Here is a 20,025-nt window from a genome sequence, read left to right as displayed (position 1 = left end):
GCAAAGTCAACTCCAATTGAAGATAAAGGTGAAATAAAGACGTTTTGATTATATAATTAAGTTACCAGCCATAATAAAATAAGCAACGATGAAATTAAGGAAAATTATTTTACAGAATTTTAGAGGATATAATAAAAAAACCGTTATTGATTTCGACAATCTAACCACATTTGTTGGTCGTAATGATATAGGGAAATCCACAGTGTTGGAAGCTCTAGACATATTCTTTAATGATAAAAAATCCAGCACCTATGTTTCTAAAGATGATTTTAATATTAATTCAACAGACAAGAATATATTAATTGGAGTCGTTTTTGATGATGTCCCTCAAAAAGTAACTATTGATTCAGATTTTGAAACGACTTTTGAAAATGAGTTTTTGTTAAATGAAGATGGGTTACTTGAGATTCATAAATATTATACAGGTTCAAGTCTTTCTAAAGTGTGTTTAAATGCAAATCATCCAACACATAAAGACTTAAAGAATCTTTTAAATCTAAAAATATCAGATTTGAAAGAGAAAGCTGAAAATCTTAATGTTACTGAAGAGTATAATGCGACTGTTTCATCATCAATAAGGCAAGCTATCAGAAATAGTATTTTTGATGACAAATTGAAGCAACAAGAAATTGTTATCTTCAAATCAAAGATTGAAGATAATGGAGCAAAAGCAATTTGGGAAAAACTTCAAAGTTACTTACCTACATATTCTTTATTTCAGTCAGATAGAAAAAATGAGGAAAAAGACAGCGAGGTTCAGAACCCTATGAAGGAAGCTATTAAACAGATTGTAAAGCATGAAGGGTTACAAGAAAAACTCGAAGAAATAAAAGAAACTGTTAGAAAAGCCTCACAAGAAATAGCAGATTTAACAATCAGCAAATTAAAAGAAATGAATGAAGAGATTGCAAATGACCTAACGTCAAATTTTGGTGAACCAAAATGGGAAAGTGCATTTAACTTCTCAATAACTAGTGACGACAATATTCCTTTAGATAAAAGAGGGAGTGGTGTGCGTAGACTTATTTTATTAAACTTCTTTAGAGCAGAAGCAGAAAAAAGGCGAAAAGAAAAGAAGTCTCCAACAATCATTTATGCTTTTGAGGAACCTGAAACATCTCAACATCCAAGTCACCAAAAAATGCTTATTGACGCTTTTATTGAATTGTCAGAAAAGGAAGATACCCAAATAATATTAACTACACATAGCCCAGGAATTGGGAAATTATTGCCTGTGGAAAGTCTTAGGCTAATCCAAAAAAACAAAAAAGATATTGAAATTAAAAGTCAATCTGATGGTGATGATATTATTGAACTAATCGCCGATAATCTTGGTGTGTTACCGTCAATAGCAATAGAAAATAGCACTAAAGTAAAAACTGCTATTTGCGTTGAGGGTTATTCTGACATTGAATTCTTGAAACATATAAGTCAAATAGACGAACTAAAGGCTATTGTTGATTTAAAAAATGAAGAAAGATGTATTCTTGTATTTTTGGGCGGTAGTACATTGCAATTTTGGGTAAATAAGAACTATCTAAAAAAATTGAATTTAAATGAAATTCATATTTATGACTGTGACAGTAATGCTACTGATGCACAGAATAGATATAAGTACAAAAAGTATACAGACAAAATAAACAAGAGAGGTGGTTACAATGCTGGATTTTTAACAAATAAGGCTGAAATTGAAAATTATATTCATCCTGTTTTAGTTGAAAATAAATATGGAATAGAAACATATCATGGCGAGAAAGGTTGGTTAGAAAAATGGAATGTAGAAAATCCTGCGGAATTAATAGCTAAAGAAACCAAAAGACTTAAAGAAAATGGAGTAAAAATTCAGTTGGTTAGTGAAAGAACCGCTAAAAAAGAATTATGTGAATTGCTTTCAAAAGATATGACAAAAGAGTATTTGGCTGAACTTCTAGGATTTGAAGAAATAAAGAGTTGGTTCGAAAAGATAAAAGAATCCATTGAGAATTAACGGCTAATAACCTAATAAGAATGAAGCCAGTAATCAATTAATATTTCCGTTATTATATAATCTCCTCCCACCCGAGGAGATTTTTTTATGCCTCTATCTGATAATCTCCTCCCATCATGTAAGCATTGTCAGGGTGAAAAGCCACTTACAGGTTAAATCGGTAAAATGGGAAGAAATGAAAGTTCGAAGCTAATTTGCAGCATCCCCCTTCTCCTAATTGCGCATTTTCAGTTCCCTCTCCTCCAGGAGAGGGTTAGGGAGAGGTATTTTGATCTGGACGGTTTGGTGTGTGGTTTTTAAACCGGGTAGGTTGGGGAGAGGTTTTTCGAAAATGCCAAACAGAGGTTTTTTGATTTTTCGAATGAATATTTTCTGGTTTAACACCTCATCCCCCAGCCCCTTCTCCTAAAGTAGAAGGGGGGCATTCCCCTAATTGCGCATTTGCAGTTCTCTCTCCTTCAGGAGAGGGTTAGGGAGAGGTATTTTGATCTGGACGGTTTGGTGTTTGGTTTTTAAACTGGATAGGTTGGGGAGAGGTATTTCGAAAATGCCAAACAGAGGTTTTTTGATTTTGTGCATGAATGTTTTCTGGTTTAACACCTCATCCCCCAGCCCCTTCTACTTTAGGAGAAGGGGAGCATTCCCCCGATTGCGCATTTTCAGTTCTCTCTCCTTCAGGATAGGGTTAGGGAGAGGTATTTCGAAAATGCCAAACAGAGATTTTTTGATTTTGTGCATGAATGTTTTCTGGTTTAACACCTCATCCCCCAGCCCCTTCTCCTAAAGTAGAAGGGGGGCATTCCCCTGATTGCGCATTTGCAGTTCTCTCTCCTTCAGGAGAGGGTTAGGGAGAGGTACTTTGATCTGGACGGTTTGGTGTGTGGTTTTTAAACCGGATAGGGAGAGGTATTTCGAAAATGCCAAACAGAGGTTTTATATTTAGTAAAGAGTAGGGAGAGGTTTTTTGTTTTTCCCTATTTAGCTTTCTTCTAAATAAATTTTGGCGGAAATTATGGGGTGTAAAACTCTAGTGAGCAAGCCAGTGAAGTTGGGAAGTTTTCAAATTATCTCTGCAAAGGCTTCCGTCTTTTAGTCCTCTTTTCATACGCAGTAAACAAACAATCTCATTTCCTAAATCAAATTAGCCATGGCTAAATTTACCAAAGAAGATGCGCTTAGCTATCACGAAGGCACACGTCCCGGAAAAATTGAAGTAATCCCAACCAAACCCCATTCCACCCAATTGGATTTATCGCTGGCCTATTCGCCGGGGGTTGCCGAACCCTGTTTGGCCATTGAGAAAAACCCAAAAGATGTGTACAAGTATACCGCGAAAGGAAATTTGGTGGCGGTGATCTCGAACGGAACGGCTGTTTTGGGTTTGGGCGATATTGGTCCCGAGGCAGGCAAACCGGTAATGGAAGGAAAAGGATTGCTGTTCAAGATTTTTGCCGATATCGATGTGTTCGATATTGAGGTAGATACCAAAGATGTGGATGAGTTTGTGAAGATTGTGAAGGGAATTGCACCCACCTTTGGCGGCATTAATTTAGAGGACATAAAAGCACCGGAGTGTTTCGAGATTGAGGACAGGCTAAAAAAAGAGCTGAAAATTCCGGTAATGCACGACGATCAGCACGGAACAGCCATTATTTCGGCAGCCGCATTGCTGAATGCGGCCGAAATTCAGAACAAAAAACTGAGTGATATTCAACTGGTGGTAAACGGAGCCGGGGCATCGGCAGTGGCCTGCACGCGTTTGTATATTTCGCTGGGCGTTAAAAAAGAGAACATTGTAATGGTCGACAGCAAGGGGGTAATTCACGAATCGCGCAGCGATTTAAGTGCCGTTAAAAAGGAATTTGCTACCCGTAAAAATGTTCATACACTAAAGGAAGCCTTAGTAGGGGCAGATATGTTTTTGGGTTTATCGGTAGCCGATGTGCTCGCACCCGGAATGATTATGTCTATGGCAGCCAGACCCATTGTTTTCGCCATGGCCAATCCAAATCCCGAAATTAATTACGATTTGGCCATGGAAACCCGTAAGGATTTGATTATGGCTACCGGCCGGTCCGATCATCCCAATCAGGTAAACAACGTGCTGGGTTTCCCGTTTATTTTCCGTGGCGCATTGGATGTAAAAGCAACGGCAATTAACGAGGCCATGAAGATTGCTGCTGTGCGGGCTTTGGCAGCTTTGGCAAAAGAGGATGTGCCCGATATGGTGAACATTGCTTATGGCGAAATGAATATGAATTTTGGCCGCGATTACATCATTCCCAAGCCACTCGATCCAAGATTACTGACCATAGTTGCTCCGGCAGTTGCCAAAGCGGCAATGGATTCGGGCATTGCGCATGCTCCCATTACCGATTGGGAGGCTTATAAACTGCAATTGGAAGAGCGTTTGGGCCGCGACAACAAACTAATGAGGGCTTTAACCGATAAAGCCAGAAGGAGTCCGAAACGGGTGGTATTTGCCGAGGGAACTAATTTTAAGGTTCTGAAAGCCGCACAAACCGTATTGCACGAAGGAATTGCTCAGCCTATTTTACTGGGAAATACGGAATACATCGAAAAATTAATTCAGGAAAACGATCTGGATTTGGGAAATGCACCTGTTATTAATTGGCGGGGAGCAGAGGAAAGAACCCGAAGAGAGGAGTACGCAAAGGTATTGTTTCAGAAACGCAGCCGAAAAGGCTTAACCTATTCCGAGGCCCTCGATAAAATGACGGATCGTAATTATTTTGGTGCCATGATGGTTGAAATGGGAGAGGCCGATGCTTTTATCAGCGGATCGACTTCGAAATATTCTGAAGCCATTCGACCGGGAATTCAAACCGTTGGTATTAAACCCGAAATCAATCACATTGCCGGCATGTATTTAATGATGACCAATAAGGGACCCATTTTTTTCTCTGACACAACGGTGAATCCCCGGCCTGATGCACAAACTTTGGTAGATACTACCTTACTGACTGCCGAAGCAGTTCGCAAATTCAATATCGAACCTGTAATTGCAATGGTTTCCTACTCTAATTTTGGATCGATACGTGAGGGAAGTCCGGTGCGGGTGCAGGAGGCGGTGAAAATTTTGCACCGCGACCACCCCGATTTAATTGTGGATGGTGATATTCAGATGAATTTTGCCTTGAATAACGAACTCAGAACCAAAATGTTTCCGTTCACGAAATTGGAGAACCGGAAAGTAAATACGATTATTTTTCCGAACCTAAGCAGTGGTAATATTGCTTACAAAATTATGCAGGAGTTGGGTGGAGCAGAAGCAATCGGGCCAATTCTACTGGGAATGAATAAATCAATTCACATTGTTCCCCTCGAAAGTTCGGTTCGCGAATTGGTGAATCTGGTTACCATTGCTGTGGTGGATGCGCAGGGACAGTAACAGGTGACAAGTAACAAGTTGTAAGTAACAAGTGACAAGTAATAAGTACTTCAAGTAAAAGTAACAAGTAACAAGTTGCAAGTACTGCAAGTAACAAGATGCAAAACAGTTGTAAAGCTTCAGTTGAATATTTTAGGATTTTCGCTGAAGCTTTTTCCATTAACCGATTCATTTGTTGGATGAATGGTCGATAAATAACTTTTTTTTTCTGCATTCAATCCATGTCTGGAACCGACGGAAATAGATTTGTTTAAGGTTACCAATACAGGATTCTATCGGAATGCAAAAATTAGATATTAAAATTAGATAAACAAAGCAGGCTTGTTTAATTTTCCTTATCCATTGAATATCAGTAAAAAAGATGCATTAGTCAGATAATAGTCTCCCCTTACCAAAATTGTTTAGATTCTGTCTAAGTAAAGAACCTTCAAATTTGTTCTTTAGCAAAAATCTCCCGAAATTTTATTTACCGTTCAAAGAATATGTGAATGGCATTGAAGAAAAAAAGCAGTCTGATTTTCTTTGATGAACAAAATCATTGTTTTTCGAAAGTTTTACTTTTCGATGAATTATTAGATGTAAAAAGATAAGGGTACAGCATCTTTCTGTGACTGAGGAAGCGAAGCTGTGCCCATAAATCAACCACTCCTCCACGAGAGTAGATGCAATAGTCTTCAACCAACTATAGTCTATTTTCCTGCAGACCTTATTTACTTGTCAACCTTAATTCAACTAACATGCAAGCCTTCAAAAGACCTTACTTTTGGCATGCGATCTATACCCGGTCGCGGGCTGAAAAGAGACTTTATAAAGAATTGTGCTCGAAAAATATCGAGTGCTACCTTCCTTTACAAAAAGAGCTCCGACAATGGAGTGATCGTACAAAATGGGTGGAAGAACCCCTTCTTCGGTCCTATTTATTTGTGAAAGTCAGCGAAAGAGAATACTACAATGCAGTTAACTCTGTTTTTGCAGTCAGGTATGTAACTTTCGGCGGCAAAGCTGTGTCTATACCCGAACAACAAATTGAAGCACTCCAACTTTTTTTAGAAGATAAAAACCGCAAGGTTGATCTTTGTTCAGATCACCTGGAAAAAGGAGAGTTGGTTGAAGTTGTTGCAGGTCCTCTAAAAGGCATTCAAGGCGAAATCACACAAATAAAAGGAAAGAATCGGATTGTTATCCGCTTCGATTCTTTAGGAACTTGTGTTTATACAGATATTAGTCTGGATACCATTAAACAAGTTCAACCAGTCACGCACTAAAATTCCAGCAAATCTTATGAATAAAATAGAAATAGTTACCACAATAGGTATGGGGTATATTGGCCTGCCTACGGCTGCTCTTATTGCAAACAGCGGTATGAGGGTTCATGGAGTGGATGTAAACCCAAAGGTAGTTGAGGCCGTGAATGAAGGCCGGATTATTATTGTTGAGCCCGATTTGGATGGTTTGGTAAAAAGAGTGGTGGAGGATGGTTACTTAAGTGCTCATCTGCAGCCCGTGGAAGCCGATGTATATACTGTTGCTGTACCAACCCCTTTTAAAGGCAATCATGAGCCGGATATTTCCTATGTGCTTGCGGCAGGCAATGCTGTTATTCCTTTACTGAAGGCGGGGGACTTGTTCATAATTGAATCAACATCTCCGGTAGGGACAACCGGGAAGGTAAGAGATTTGATTTATTCAAAACGTCCGGATCTGGAAGGAACAATTTTTATTGCCTATTGTCCGGAACGGGTATTGCCCGGCAATATTATTTACGAATTGGAACACAACGACCGGGTAATTGGTGGTATTAATGAAGAATCGACGGAACGGGCCTGCGAATTCTTTCAAAAATTTGTGACCGGAGAATTGCACCGGACCAATTCAAAAACTGCTGAAATGTGCAAATTGGTTGAGAATTCATCCCGCGATGTACAAATTGCTTTTGCCAACGAACTTTCAATTATTTGCGATAAGGCAGGTATTGATGTTTGGGAGTTGATTGAATTGGCGAACAGGCATCCGCGGGTTAACATTTTAACTCCCGGCTGTGGAGTAGGTGGGCACTGCATTGCGGTTGATCCTTACTTTATTGTTTCGGAGTATCCTCTGGAAAGTCAGATTATTGGAAAAGCCAGAGAAATAAACAATTACAAGGCTTTTTGGTGTGTTGAGAAAATTAAGAATGCCAGTCTGCAATTTCAGCTGAAACATGGATACGAACCAAAAATTGCTTTAATGGGAATGGCATTTAAGCCAAATATTGATGATTTGCGCGAATCGCCTGCCAAATATATTGCGCAAAAAGTAATCGGATCCGAACAGAACGGAATCCTGCTTGTTGAACCCAATATTGATTTACATCCTGAATTTGAACTCTCTGATTATAAAAATGCTTTTGATGCTGCAGATATGATTGTTTATTTGGTAGCACACAGTGAATTTTATTCGCTGCCCAAAACAAAGGACAAACTAATTTTAGATTTCTGCGGTGTTACCAACAAGCAAACAGAAGAGATTGAAGCTGTACCTGTAGAAATTGTTGTAAAAGCTTCGAAGCATAAGTAAACAGTTAGCAGTAATCAGTTACTATCTATCAGTTACTGCCTGCCAATGTACCGCTCAGGAACAACCACATTTTTTAGGAGCGGAGCAGTAAAAAATATTCACTTTTAAATGAACCGAATTATGAACGGGAATGGAAAATACAGGGTGTTGTTGGTTTTTGGAACCCGCCCCGAAGCCATAAAAATGGCTCCACTGGTAAAAGAATTTCAGAAGTATCCTGATGATTTTGAGACGATTGTTTGTGTAACCGGCCAACATCGCGAAATGCTCGATCAGGTACTTGATTTGTTTGATATTCAACCCGATTACGATCTTGAAATCATGAAGTCCGGTCAGGATTTATATGACATTACCAGCCGGGTGCTTATTGGAATGCGCGATGTGCTGAAAGAAGCCAGTCCCGATTTAGTATTGGTGCACGGCGATACATCCACATCTTCGACAACGGCTTTGGCGGCTTACTATCAGCAAATAGCGGTTGCACATATCGAAGCAGGTTTACGAACCAATAATTTGTATTCGCCATGGCCCGAAGAGGGCAATCGTCAAATTACCGGAAGATTGGCACAATGGCATTTTGCACCTACCATTATGGCTCAGAGAAACCTGATGGATGAAGGAATCAGCAAAAGCAGAATTGTTGTTACCGGCAATACCGTTATCGATGCTTTGCAGTTGACCCTTACCAAAATTCACCGTTCGTCGCGGGTGGTAATGAATATAATTAACGAGCTGCAGGCCAAAGGAATTCCTACCAGTTTAGTGGCCGACTGGGTATACCGTGCACGAAAAATGGTTTTGATAACCGGACATCGCCGCGAGAATTTCGGGAAGGGATTTTTAAATATCTGCGAATCGATTAAATTTTTAGCAGCGAAATATCCTGATGTCGACTTTGTGTATCCGGTTCATTTGAATCCGAATGTGCAGAAACCGGTTTACGATATTTTGGGTAAGAATCCGGTGAACGGAGATGTCGGTGCAAAAAACATTTTCCTGATTGATCCGATTGACTATTTGCCATTTGTTTACATGATGGATCTTTCATACCTGATTTTAACCGATTCGGGAGGAATACAGGAAGAAGCTCCGTTTTTGGGGAAACCGGTTTTGGTGATGAGAGATACAACCGAGCGTCCTGAGGCCTTGTCGGCAGGAACAGTAAAATTGGTTGGAACTGATTCTTATCGGATTATTGAAGCTGTGGAAATGCTTTTCGAGGAGGATGCCATTTACCGAAAAATGTCAACCGCCAGTAATCCTTACGGCGATGGAAATGCATGTATTAGAATAGTACAGGAATTGAAAAAAGCGATTGCAGTTCGGGAAAAAATTGTTGCTTAACTACATTATAAATGTCCGAATTAAAGAGTCAAACCATTAAAGGTGTATTCTGGAGTTTCCTTGAAAAATTTGGAAGCCAGTTCATTCTCCTGATTTCTCAGGTTATACTTGCCAGACTGCTGGAGCCGGAAGATTTTGGTTTGATAGGGATGCTGGCCATCTTTATTGGAGTTTCCCAGGCATTTATCGATAGCGGATTCGATAATGCACTCATTCAGAAAAAGGATGTGAATCAGACCGATTATTCAACGGTTTTTTATTTTAACATCGCAATAGGTTTTGTACTCTACTTCCTGTTATTTGCTGCCGCTCCTTATATTGCCGACTTTTTTCATCAGCCTTTGCTGATAGATTTAACGAGGGTTGTTTGTCTTGTTTTGGCAGTAAACTCTTTTGGCTTAATTCATTTGGTGAAGTTTAAAATTGAAATGAATTTTAAGTCCATTGCTCAGGTGGTGGTAATTGCCAACTTTTTATCAGCTTTTGTAGGAATAGGAATGGCTTTACTCAATCTTGGTGTTTGGGCGCTTGCTGGTCAAATTATTGGCATCTATTTTTTTAGAACTGTTTTGTTTTGGATAAAAAGTTCGTGGCGGCCTTCATTTATTTTTTCCATTCAATCTTTTAAGCAGCTGTTTCGTTTTGGTTCTAAACTGCTGCTGTCCGGCATTATCAGTCAAACTTTCGAGAACATTTACTTAATGGTAATCGGACGAATGTTTTCAGCATCAGCTTTGGGTTTTTACACGCAGGCAAAAAAACTGCAGCAGGTTCCGGTTACTACATTGGCACAGGTGGTGGGAAATGTAACCTTTCCGGCTTTTTCGAAAATTCAGGACGATAACGAAAAGTTGAAACAAGGATTTAGAAAACTGATTAAACTTTTGGTCTTTATTAATTTCCCTCTGATGCTGGGATTGGCTGTGGTAGCCAAACCATTATTGGTATTGGTTTTAGGTGCAAAATGGCTGCCGGCAGTACCTTACTTTCAGTTGTTGTGTATCGCCGGAATGATCTACACTTTGCACGCTTCTAATTTGAATATTTTAAAGGTAAAAGGCCGTTCTGATTTATTCTTGTACCTCGAAATCGTTAAAAAATCGATTGTGATACTTGCAATTATTATCGGATTGAATTGGGGAATAATGGGTTTGGTGATCGGCCAGATCTGTACCTCTTTCATTAGCTTTTTTATCAATGCTTTTTTTACAGGGAAATTGATTGCCTATACCATACCCAATCAACTTAAAGACGTTAGTCAAACCTTTTTAATCAGTCTTTTAATGGTTGCTTTTATGATGACAGGTTGGTTGATCGATAATGAAATTCTTTCTCTCTCATACCAGATACTTATAGGTATCGGATCTTATTTACTGTTGGCAATAGCAACAAAACAAGAAGCATTGACCGATGGATTACTGATTTTAAAAGAAGTAATACCCCTAAGAAGATGGAAAAACATAAAATATTAGTTACCCGGCCGCAATTGCCGCCATTAAATGAATTTATCCCTTTGTTAGAGGATATCTGGGACAGCAGGTGGCTGACAAATAATGGCAAATACCATCAGGAATTTGAAAAACAACTGGCCGTTTTTCTTGGAGTACCTTACGTATCCTTATTTTCGAACGGAACGCTGGCCTTAATGGCAGCCTTGCAGTGTCTGAAAATAAAAGGAGAAGTAATTACTACGCCATTCAGTTTTGTAGCCACAACCCACTCTTTATGGTGGAACGGAATAAAACCTGTTTTTGTTGATATTGAAGCTGATTACTGCAATTTGGATGCTAAATTGATTGAGGCTGCAATTACGCCTGAAACAACCGCAATATTGCCTGTTCACGTATATGGAAATCCGTGTGATGTTGATGAGATTCAAAATTTGGCCGACCGATATGGCTTGCGGGTAATTTATGATGCCGCTCATGCTTTTGGCGTGAAATACAAAGGGTCGAGTGTTCTGAACTACGGCGATTTATCCATTCTTAGTTTTCATGCAACCAAAGTTTTCAATACCATCGAAGGCGGCGCGATCATCTGTCATGATTTGAAAACAAAAAAGCGAATTGATTATTTGAAAAATTTTGGCATTGCTGATGAAACAACCGTTGTTGCACCTGGCATTAATGCTAAAATGAACGAATTGCAGGCCGCTTACGGAATTCTGCAATTGAAATATTTCGATTCGGCAATTGACGGCAGACAGCACATTACTGAAAAATACCGCGATGGGTTGAAAGATATTGAAGGGGTTCGTTACCTCGAAAATCCGTTGGATGTTGATTACAACTATTCCTATTTTCCCGTTTTCATTGACGAATCGGAGTTCGGCAGATCGAGAGATGATGTATATGAAGAACTGAAAAAGCACAACATTTACGGCCGGCGGTATTTTTACCCTTTAATCAGTGAATTCTCAACATACCGGGGATTGCCGTCAGCAAAAGGTTTGGATATTGCTTACGAGATATCACGACAGGTAATTTGTCTTCCCTTGTATCCTGATTTACCCGATGAAGTGGTTGATACTGTTGTGTCTGTTCTTAAAGGGATGGCGCGGGTTGAGAGCAGAAAAATTGCTGTGAAGATATTGAGTCAGATTAAAAGAAAAATGGAGTAAAGCTATGAACAAGAAGAAGATATTACTACTTGGAGGTTCTTATTTTCAGGTGCCTTCTGTTCTTTCTGCAAAGAAGTTGGACTATCACGTAATTACCTGTGATTTTGCGCCTGAAAATCCCGGGCATCAATATGCCGATGAGTATTACAACATCAGCACTACGGATAAAGAATTGGTGCTCGAATTGGCTAAAAAGCTGGAGATAGATGGTATCGTAGCCTATGCCTCGGATCCTGCAGCACCAACTGCTGCATATGTATCCGAAAAAATGGAGCTGCCGGGGAATTCATACCAATCGGTGAAAATTTTGGCAGAGAAAGATTTATTTAGGAATTTTCTTCAAAAGAATGGATTTAACCTGCCAAAATCGAAAGGCTTTGAAAGCCTGGCAGATGCCCTGCTCGAAATAGATGATTTTACATTTCCGTTGATGGTAAAACCTGTTGATTCATCGGGAAGTAAAGGGGTTCGAAAGATTCATTCGGCGGGGGAGCTGGTAAGTGCTTTTGAATATGCGATGAGTTTTTCCAGAACCAAAAGGATTGTGATGGAAGAGTTTCTTGTTAAGAAAGGACCGCAGATTCATGGTGATGTATTTGTGTGCGGAGGGAAAATATGTTTTTGTTATTTGGGTGATCATCATTTCGATGAAAAAGTAAATCCATTTGTTCCTTACTCTACTACATTGCCATCGATCCATTCCACGGCTGTTTTGAGCCGTATTGAACTGGAACTTCAGCGCTTATTCGATCTTCTTGCTATAAAGCAGGGAGCCTTTAATATTGAAGTTAGAATTGATGAGGATGACCGAATTTTTTTAATGGAAGTCGGTCCTCGCAACGGAGGGAATTTGGTTCCTCAGCTGGAGCAGTATGCAAGCGGATTTAATATGGTGAATGCGACCGTTGAAGCAGCCATGGGAAAGAAAATTATTGTTGATCACATTCACAAAGAAGGCTTTTTTGCTTACTATGTTTTGCACAGCGATCGGGATGGTCTGTTAAAAGAAATAACTATATCTCCGGATTTAACTGAAAATATTCTGGAGAAGCACATTTTTAAAAACATTGGTGATTCGGTGATATCCTTTCAAGGATCGAATGCAACCATTGGCGTTCTTTTACTTCAATTTTCGTCGGAGGATGAGATGTATGAAAAGATAGACAACAGCGAAAAATACATTCAGATTGAACTCGAATCGGAAGGAATAATTTTTGTGAATAATGCGAACACAAATCGCTTAGCTATTTAAGATGAAAGCAATTGGCGGCTATTTTGAGTTGGAAGTGGTTGGCGGACCGGGATATTACCCGGATCTGCTGCACTTGAATACCGGCAGAAATTGTCTCGAATATTTGCTTCGGGTCGGTAATTTCAAAAAAATATACCTGCCAAAGTTCTCCTGTAAAGTGCTTTTTGAACCCATAAAAAAGTTGAATGTAGAAGCTGAGTTTTATTCAATCGATCAGAATCTGAATCCTGTTTTAGATTTTTCACCAAAGAAGGATGAGGCGGTGCTTTACATCAACTACTTCGGAATTAAAGATGCTGTTCTTGAAGCTTTGAGTTATCAGACCGAGAATCTGATTGTTGACAATTCGCAGGCATTCTTTTCAGATAAAACATCGGCTTTTGGGACATTTTATTCGGCCCGTAAGTTTTTTGGTGTTCCTGACGGCGCTTATTTGTCAAGCAATTTGGTTTTAGAGGAAGAATTAAAAATGGATTATTCGTGGGATAGAATGTCACATTTGCTAAAGCGTTTGGAATTGGGTGCAGAAAGTGGGTATTCCGATTTTCAGAAGAATAGTTTAAAGCTGTCGGGGCAGCCGATTCTGCAGATGTCGGAGCTAAGCAAGTCTCTTTTAAGTCACATTGATTATTCCAAAGTAAAACAAATCAGAGAAGAAAACTTTCGGTATCTGCATCAGCAATTGTCCGGAGTCAATCGATTCAATTTTTCCGATTTGCTCGTAAATGGCCCAATGGTTTATCCTTTGTATGTGGAAAATGAAAATGTGAGAAAGGAATTACTTCAAAATAAAATATTTACAGCATGCTATTGGCCAAATGTGTTGGAGGAATGTCCGGCAGACAGTTTGGATTACAAGCTGGCAAAATACATCCTTCCTCTTCCTGTCGATCAGAGATACAACAGAGAAGATATGGAGCGGATTTGTAATGTATTACTGGCTGTGTTGTAAAAAAACATTCAATAAATTCATAAAATATGACGACCCCTTTTGTTAGTATAAAAACGATTACCTACAATCATGAAAAATTCATTGCGCAGTGCATTGAAGGAATCATGATGCAGAAAACCAATTTCCCGTTTGAATACATTATTGGCGAGGATTGCAGTACGGATGGTACGATGAAAATTGTTCAGGAATATGCGGACAAATATCCTGATGTAATCCGGATCATCACCGATGAAAAAAATGTGGGAGCAGCTGCAAATGATCATAGAACAGACCTTGCCTGCAAAGGCAAATATGTTGCTTTTTGTGAAGGAGATGATTTTTGGACCGATCCGTATAAACTGCAAAAGCAGGTTGATTTTTTAGAGGCCAATCCCGATTACGGAATGGTACATACCAATTTTTCGTGTGTTAAAGATGGAAAAATAATAAAGAGTCTTCGGGGTGAGGAAATGTTACCTACGGGTGATGTTTTAGATGATGTATTAAAGGGAAATCATATTGCAACTGCAACGGTGTGCATGAAAAATGATTTGCTTCAGAAAATTAATATTGGGAAGAAAATTGTTGATGAAAAATGGAAAATGGGGGATTATCCGTTATGGATTGAAACAGCCGCCGCAACAAAAGTTCATTACATGAAAGACGATACCATTACTTATCGGATTCACGACGATTCGGTGACCCATAAATTAGATTGGAACGGAGATTATCGTTTTTTTAAAGACAGATATCTTATTAAAAAATATTACATCGGGAAATTTAATCGTGAGCATTTACTGCCTTATATATTAAATATTTATCATAGGGAACTTTTGAAATATGCTATTTTCTTAAAAAAAGAGGATTTAAGGGAGGAGTGCAGTACCTATTTTAAAGAAAAAGCCAAAGGGAATGAATATTTGTACCGAATACTTTCCAGATACAAAATGTTCGATTCTATTTTTTGTTTTTTGTATACATCCAGAAAGAAACTGAAGATTATTGCTTAGGCTAATTTACTCCTCTGTAATTGGTAAATATTGTGATGCGGGATAGTTAAAAATAAGGGTGATATGTGTTTACAAGGAAAGAGATTGTTAATACTTGGTGGTGCTTCTTTTCAGATCTCAAGCATTCTGTATGCAAAATTAGCTGGTTATTATGTAATTACATGTGACGATACACCTGAGAATCCGGGACATCAGTATGCCGATGAATATATTAATTTGAACACTGGCGATTTAAAGGGAGTATTGAATTTATCAAGAAAATTGGAGATTGATGGGGTTTTGGCTTGTGCCTCCAATTCAGCAACAACTACAGCAGCTTATGTGTCCGAAAAAATGGGACTTCCGGGGAATCCATACAAATCGGTGAAAATTCTTTCGGAGAAAGATTTGTATCGTAGTTTTTTACTCACGAATAAATTTAATACACCTAAGTATGGCGGATACAGTACTTTAAATGATTTTTCAGAAAAATCAGATGAATTCACCTATCCTGTTCTGGTAAAACCAGTAGATTCTTCGGGAAGTAAGGGAATTACTTTGGTGAAAGATTTATGGGAAATAGGCAAGGCAATTGATTATGCAATGAAATTTTCGCGAAGCAAACGCTTTATTGTTGAGGAATATATCGAAAAGAAATATCCTCAGCTCGATGGAGAAATTTTTATTTACAATGGTAAAATTACAACATACTATCTGGGAGATCAGAAAAATGACCTTGAGGTCAATCAATTTGTACCATCCAGTATCAATTATCCTTCTCTTTTGCCCAATGAGTTACACGAAAAAATAAAAGAAGAATTACAAAGAGTAATCGATTTGTTAAAAATCAAATTTGGTGGGGTTAATATCGAGGTGATTATTGATGAGAACGATCAGATTTATTTGATGGAGATTGGTACTCGTAACGGAGAGAATTTCATTCCGGAAATTATAAAATGTGCAATCAACGTAGACATGATAAAAATGAGTGTGGATGCCTGCATGGGAGTGGAACCAGAGATTCACAACCCAAAAGGGATCAATAAGTATTTCACAACTTATGTGATTCATTCCAATAAAGATGGGAAATTCAGATCGGTTAAATTGGATGATTCGATAAGGGATTATGTGCTTGAAATTAAATTGATGGTTGAAGAGGGGGCAGATGTTTTTCGGTTTTGCGGTTCGAATTGTACGGTTGGGATAGGTTTACTGGAGTTTCCTAATTTGGATACACGGGATCGGATCATGAATAAAATAGGAGAACTAATTGCAGTTGAATTGGAATAATGGAATTTGTTAATTCGCTGATGTAAATATGAAGTACATTGAAACAGGATTTTGGATGCTGGCTTTTTTTATTGCTCTTTTTTTAAAGAGTTATACAATTGGTGGTCAGGAAATGGCTTACATTTGGAAGTTGCCTTTACTTATTTTTCTATTTGTTGGTGTTCTGGGGCAAAAAGTCCATTTCAATTTTTTGATTCTCGGCTATCTTTTCGCGATTAAGAATCTGGTGAATACTTCTTTTTTCGATTATCCGGTTGATTCCATTATCAATTTCTCTAAATACTTAACCATACCATTGGTAGTTCATTGGATTTATTTGAATATCAACAGTGTTGAAAGCCTGAAGAAATTACGGATGCTGCCGGTTTATCTGGCCAGTTTTCTAATTATTTCAAATATTCCTTACTATTTGGGTGTTTTTTCGGCTCCGGTAAGTAAAACCATGCTTTGGATGGAGGATACCTCTTTGGATGGTTTGGTTGGAATATTGGGAGCGCCGCATTATACCTCGGCTTTATTATCCATCGCCTGCATTGTAATTCTTGAGTTTATCGTTAAAAAAAGAGGCGGTATGCTGTTGAATTTAGTATTGGGACCTCTTTTAATTTTAGGATTATTCTTTCTTTTCAAAACCTACACACGAACCGGCTGGCTCATGTTTGTGGTTGGAGTCAGCATCCTGTTTGTACGAAAAATTACCTTTAAGGAAGCGGGTAAAATATTGGGTCTTATTGTTCTTTTATTTGCGGGTCTTATTGTGTTGTATCAAACCAACGAAGGCTTTCGCCGCAGAGTGATGGACGACAGGGCAGGGCAGGAAGATAAATCGGCTTATGAAACTGTAGGTTCCGGGCGTTTGCAAATTGCTCAGGTATATTTGGAAAATTTGTACGAAAGTAATTTTGTGACCTATTTGGTTGGGATGGGCATGCAGGAATCACAAAACAGATATGAGAAAAAGGATGGAATGCCTCTTTTTGCCCACAATGGTTTTGTTCAGACTATTGTTGACAATGGAATACTCGGTTTTCTACTTTATCTGGTGTTCCTTTATTCTATTTTCAGGGAAATTTCCAAATCGAACAGTAGTCACAACCAATTGACTGCGGCAATTTTTTTTATGTTTATTTCCTGTTTGGTAACACAGCAGGCTAACTACTTTTTATTGGATCTGATTCTTTCTCTGTTCATCGGAATTTCATTGATCGAAGATAGGATTAACCGTTACATTGAAATAAAACAGCGGCTTTCATCAGTCGATTTGAAGACTCACTCAGCAACAATTTAAAACATGTATCATTTTCGCTTTATCACTTTAAATGATCTGAAGGAGATTGATTACTTCGGGAATTTTCCCAGTAATCAGTTCAACTGGATTTACAATTGGTTTTCTGTTTTCGAAAAGGTTGAAAACAATGTGCTTGGATATAACAAAAAAGCATATATCGTTGCAGCTTATAAAGATGATCAGCTTGCTGCTGTAGTTCCTCTTGTGAAATTGTACAGAATCTATTTTAAAGTGGTTAAAATTGAATTTTTAGAGTTTATGGGACAACAATGGTCCAGTCTCGGGAATGATATTTTGAAGTTTGATGATTTGGAAGAATGTTTTTCGAACGAATTAATTTCGTGGATAAAAGCCCATATTAAATTTCACTTTTTATTTTTCAAATACTTGCCCGAATCATCAGTTTTGGCCAATAAATACCGGTTGTATCATTACGCTGGTGCGCCTTTTGTGCAAGTAGGTAAATACGATAGTTATGAGGTGTTTTCGGCCAAAGTATATACAAGAAAGTTTCGCGAAGATTTGAGCAGAACCTTACGGAAAATTAAAAAAGATGGTTTTGAGTATAAGCTGAGTTTTGAGAAAATTAATGATGAGAGTTTGGCTGAAATCAGAAGAATTGCGAAATCGAAAGAAGTTGATGGGAAAAAATTTTTGTACAAAGATGCTGAAAAAGAACAGTTTCATTTAAAAATGTATGAAATATTTCCTTCGCAGGTAGTATTCGTGAAATTTAATCAGCAAGCGGTAGCTTACGGAACAAGTATCGATTGGAATGGCGAAAGAATAGGAATTGATGCTGCATTTGATCGGGATTATAGAAAATATGGCGCAGGAATTCATTGTATAGATGCGCTGATACAGCATAGTTTTAGTGAAAAAAAGCAGAAAATTTCGTTTGGTATGGGATTGGATACCTACAAATTTCAATTTACAGATCAGATTGACCGCTATTTTATGTGTTACGATTATAAACTTCGACTAAAATCCTTACTTGCATTGCCTTACTTTTTGTATCGGTTAAAAAAAGAGGAGCAGAATGTTCAAAGCAAATTAAAATAAGTACAGATCAATTAATAAGGGAAGTTTATAATATTAAGGGGGGTGTGAACTAGTTGCCCATCTGTAATTTAAAAAGCATTAATTCTCTAAATTATGTATGAATTTAAACTGATATCCCTTTCTGAATTAGAAAAAATTAAGTGTTGCAGTAAGTTTCCAAGTTGTCAGTTCAAATGGATCGTTACATGGTTTTCGGTTTTCAAAAATGTTGAAAACAATGTATTTGGATACAGGAAAAAGCCTTACATCATTGGGGCTTATTTAGAGGAGACTCTCATTGCCATTATTCCGATGATGAAATTGTCCCGGTTCTTTTGCAAGATTCGATTTGATTTTCTGGAATTTTTAGGTCAGCAATGGTGCAGTATGGGGAATGATATTATTGATCTTGGATCTTTGGATGATAATTTTTCCGAGGAGTTAATTTTCTGGATTAAAAAGAACATCCATTTCCATTTTTTGTTTTTGAGATACCTGCCTAAAACATCTGTTTTAAATAAAAAATTCCGAATGTTTCATTATGCCGGAGCTCCTTTTATTCGGGTGTCAGACTATCACAATTATGAAGAGTTTTCTTCACAGGTTTATACCGGTAGATTTCAGTCGGATTTGCGGAAAAAAAGCCGAAAAATTAAAAAGGATGGTTTTGAGTCCGAAATCAGTTTCAATACAATAAACGAAGAGAGTTTATCCGAAATTAGAAGAATTGCGAAAACGAAAAAAATTGACGGGAAAAGTTTTTTATATGCTGATATGAAAAAAGAAGCATTTCAATTGCAGATGTATCAATTATTCCCTTCTCAAGTTGTATTCCTAAAATTGAACAAGCAGGCAGTAGCTTATGGTACTTATATCGATTGGAATGGCGAAAGAATAGGAATTGATGCTGCCTTTGATCGGGATTATAGAAAATATGGCGCAGGAATTCATTGTATAGATGCGCTGATACAGCATAGTTTTAGTGAAAAAAAGCAGAAAATTTCGTTTGGTATGGGACTGGACAGCTACAAATTTCAATTTACAGATCAGATTGACCGCTATTTTATGTGCTACGATTATAAACTTCACTTAAAATCCTTACTTGCATTGCCTTACTTTTTGTATCGCTTAAAAAAAGAAGATCAAATGGTGGCGGAGAAACTTTTGTTGGCTGAAGGTAAATAATCAGTTAGCCAAAGCTAGTGATGAATGTAAATTTAAGATGATCTTGTTACAAAGAACCAAGGAGATTACAGAAAGAAAAGTATTTGAATCTGTATTTTTTTTCCAAAAACATATCGTAAAAAACCGGTCA

Annotated in this window: 14 protein-coding genes; all 14 read left to right on the top strand. The window is 38.0% G+C overall.

From position 1 onward, the window contains the following. The first annotated feature begins 88 nt into the window (after positions 1-88). The 14 genes from ACY0M5_RS17680 (at position 89) to ACY0M5_RS17615 (ending at position 19,895) form a co-directional block, all read left to right on the top strand. On the top strand, positions 89-1,987 hold the full coding sequence (locus ACY0M5_RS17680; RefSeq protein WP_461630082.1) for an ATP-binding protein: 1,899 nt from the start codon (positions 89-91) through the stop codon (positions 1,985-1,987). A gap of 1,147 nt (positions 1,988-3,134) precedes the next feature. Further along, the gene (locus tag ACY0M5_RS17675; protein ID WP_461630081.1) at positions 3,135-5,399 is read left to right on the top strand and encodes an NADP-dependent malic enzyme; all 2,265 of its coding nucleotides are present in this window, start codon (positions 3,135-3,137) and stop codon (positions 5,397-5,399) included. A gap of 737 nt (positions 5,400-6,136) precedes the next feature. Continuing rightward, positions 6,137-6,664: a UpxY family transcription antiterminator gene (locus ACY0M5_RS17670; protein ID WP_124991004.1), complete on the top strand. Its 528-nt coding sequence runs from the start codon at positions 6,137-6,139 to the stop codon at positions 6,662-6,664. A gap of 16 nt (positions 6,665-6,680) precedes the next feature. Continuing rightward, on the top strand, positions 6,681-7,955 hold the full coding sequence (wecC, locus tag ACY0M5_RS17665) for a UDP-N-acetyl-D-mannosamine dehydrogenase (protein WP_461630080.1): 1,275 nt from the start codon (positions 6,681-6,683) through the stop codon (positions 7,953-7,955). Positions 7,956-8,063: 108 nt separating this feature from the next. Next, a complete protein-coding gene (gene wecB, locus ACY0M5_RS17660; RefSeq protein ID WP_461630079.1) occupies positions 8,064-9,299 on the top strand; it encodes a non-hydrolyzing UDP-N-acetylglucosamine 2-epimerase in 1,236 nt (411 codons plus the stop codon). An 11-nt stretch (positions 9,300-9,310) separates the two neighbouring features. Further along, a complete protein-coding gene (locus ACY0M5_RS17655) occupies positions 9,311-10,771 on the top strand; it encodes an MOP flippase family protein (protein ID WP_124991002.1) in 1,461 nt (486 codons plus the stop codon). After that, positions 10,750-11,919: a DegT/DnrJ/EryC1/StrS family aminotransferase gene (locus ACY0M5_RS17650; RefSeq protein WP_461630078.1), complete on the top strand. Its 1,170-nt coding sequence runs from the start codon at positions 10,750-10,752 to the stop codon at positions 11,917-11,919. Before ACY0M5_RS17655 ends, ACY0M5_RS17650 begins: the two co-directional genes overlap by 22 nt. A gap of 4 nt (positions 11,920-11,923) precedes the next feature. Continuing rightward, entirely contained in the window at positions 11,924-13,171 is a 1,248-nt protein-coding gene (locus ACY0M5_RS17645; protein WP_124991000.1) for an ATP-grasp domain-containing protein, read from the top strand. Between the two features lies 1 nt (position 13,172). Continuing rightward, positions 13,173-14,123, top strand: a complete 951-nt coding sequence (locus tag ACY0M5_RS17640) for an aspartate aminotransferase family protein (RefSeq protein ID WP_124990999.1) — start codon at positions 13,173-13,175, stop codon at positions 14,121-14,123. 26 nt (positions 14,124-14,149) lie between these two features. Next, positions 14,150-15,112 carry a glycosyltransferase gene (locus tag ACY0M5_RS17635; RefSeq protein ID WP_156196084.1) on the top strand — a complete coding sequence of 321 codons (963 nt, stop codon included), beginning with the start codon at positions 14,150-14,152 and terminating at the stop codon, positions 15,110-15,112. A 63-nt stretch (positions 15,113-15,175) separates the two neighbouring features. After that, entirely contained in the window at positions 15,176-16,381 is a 1,206-nt protein-coding gene (locus tag ACY0M5_RS17630) for an ATP-grasp domain-containing protein (RefSeq protein WP_461630077.1), read from the top strand. Positions 16,382-16,409: 28 nt separating this feature from the next. Beyond that, positions 16,410-17,669 carry an O-antigen ligase family protein gene (locus ACY0M5_RS17625; protein ID WP_156196086.1) on the top strand — a complete coding sequence of 420 codons (1,260 nt, stop codon included), beginning with the start codon at positions 16,410-16,412 and terminating at the stop codon, positions 17,667-17,669. A 3-nt stretch (positions 17,670-17,672) separates the two neighbouring features. Continuing rightward, a complete protein-coding gene (locus ACY0M5_RS17620) occupies positions 17,673-18,731 on the top strand; it encodes a GNAT family N-acetyltransferase (protein WP_461630076.1) in 1,059 nt (352 codons plus the stop codon). 93 nt (positions 18,732-18,824) lie between these two features. Further along, entirely contained in the window at positions 18,825-19,895 is a 1,071-nt protein-coding gene (locus ACY0M5_RS17615) for a GNAT family N-acetyltransferase (protein WP_461630075.1), read from the top strand. Positions 19,896-20,025 lie beyond the last annotated feature (130 nt).

The organism is Labilibaculum euxinicum (assembly GCF_963678175.1).
In the GTDB taxonomy this organism is placed as follows: Bacteria; Bacteroidota; Bacteroidia; order Bacteroidales; family Marinifilaceae; genus Labilibaculum; species Labilibaculum euxinus.
This window is presented reverse-complemented; position numbering and strand designations above follow the sequence as displayed.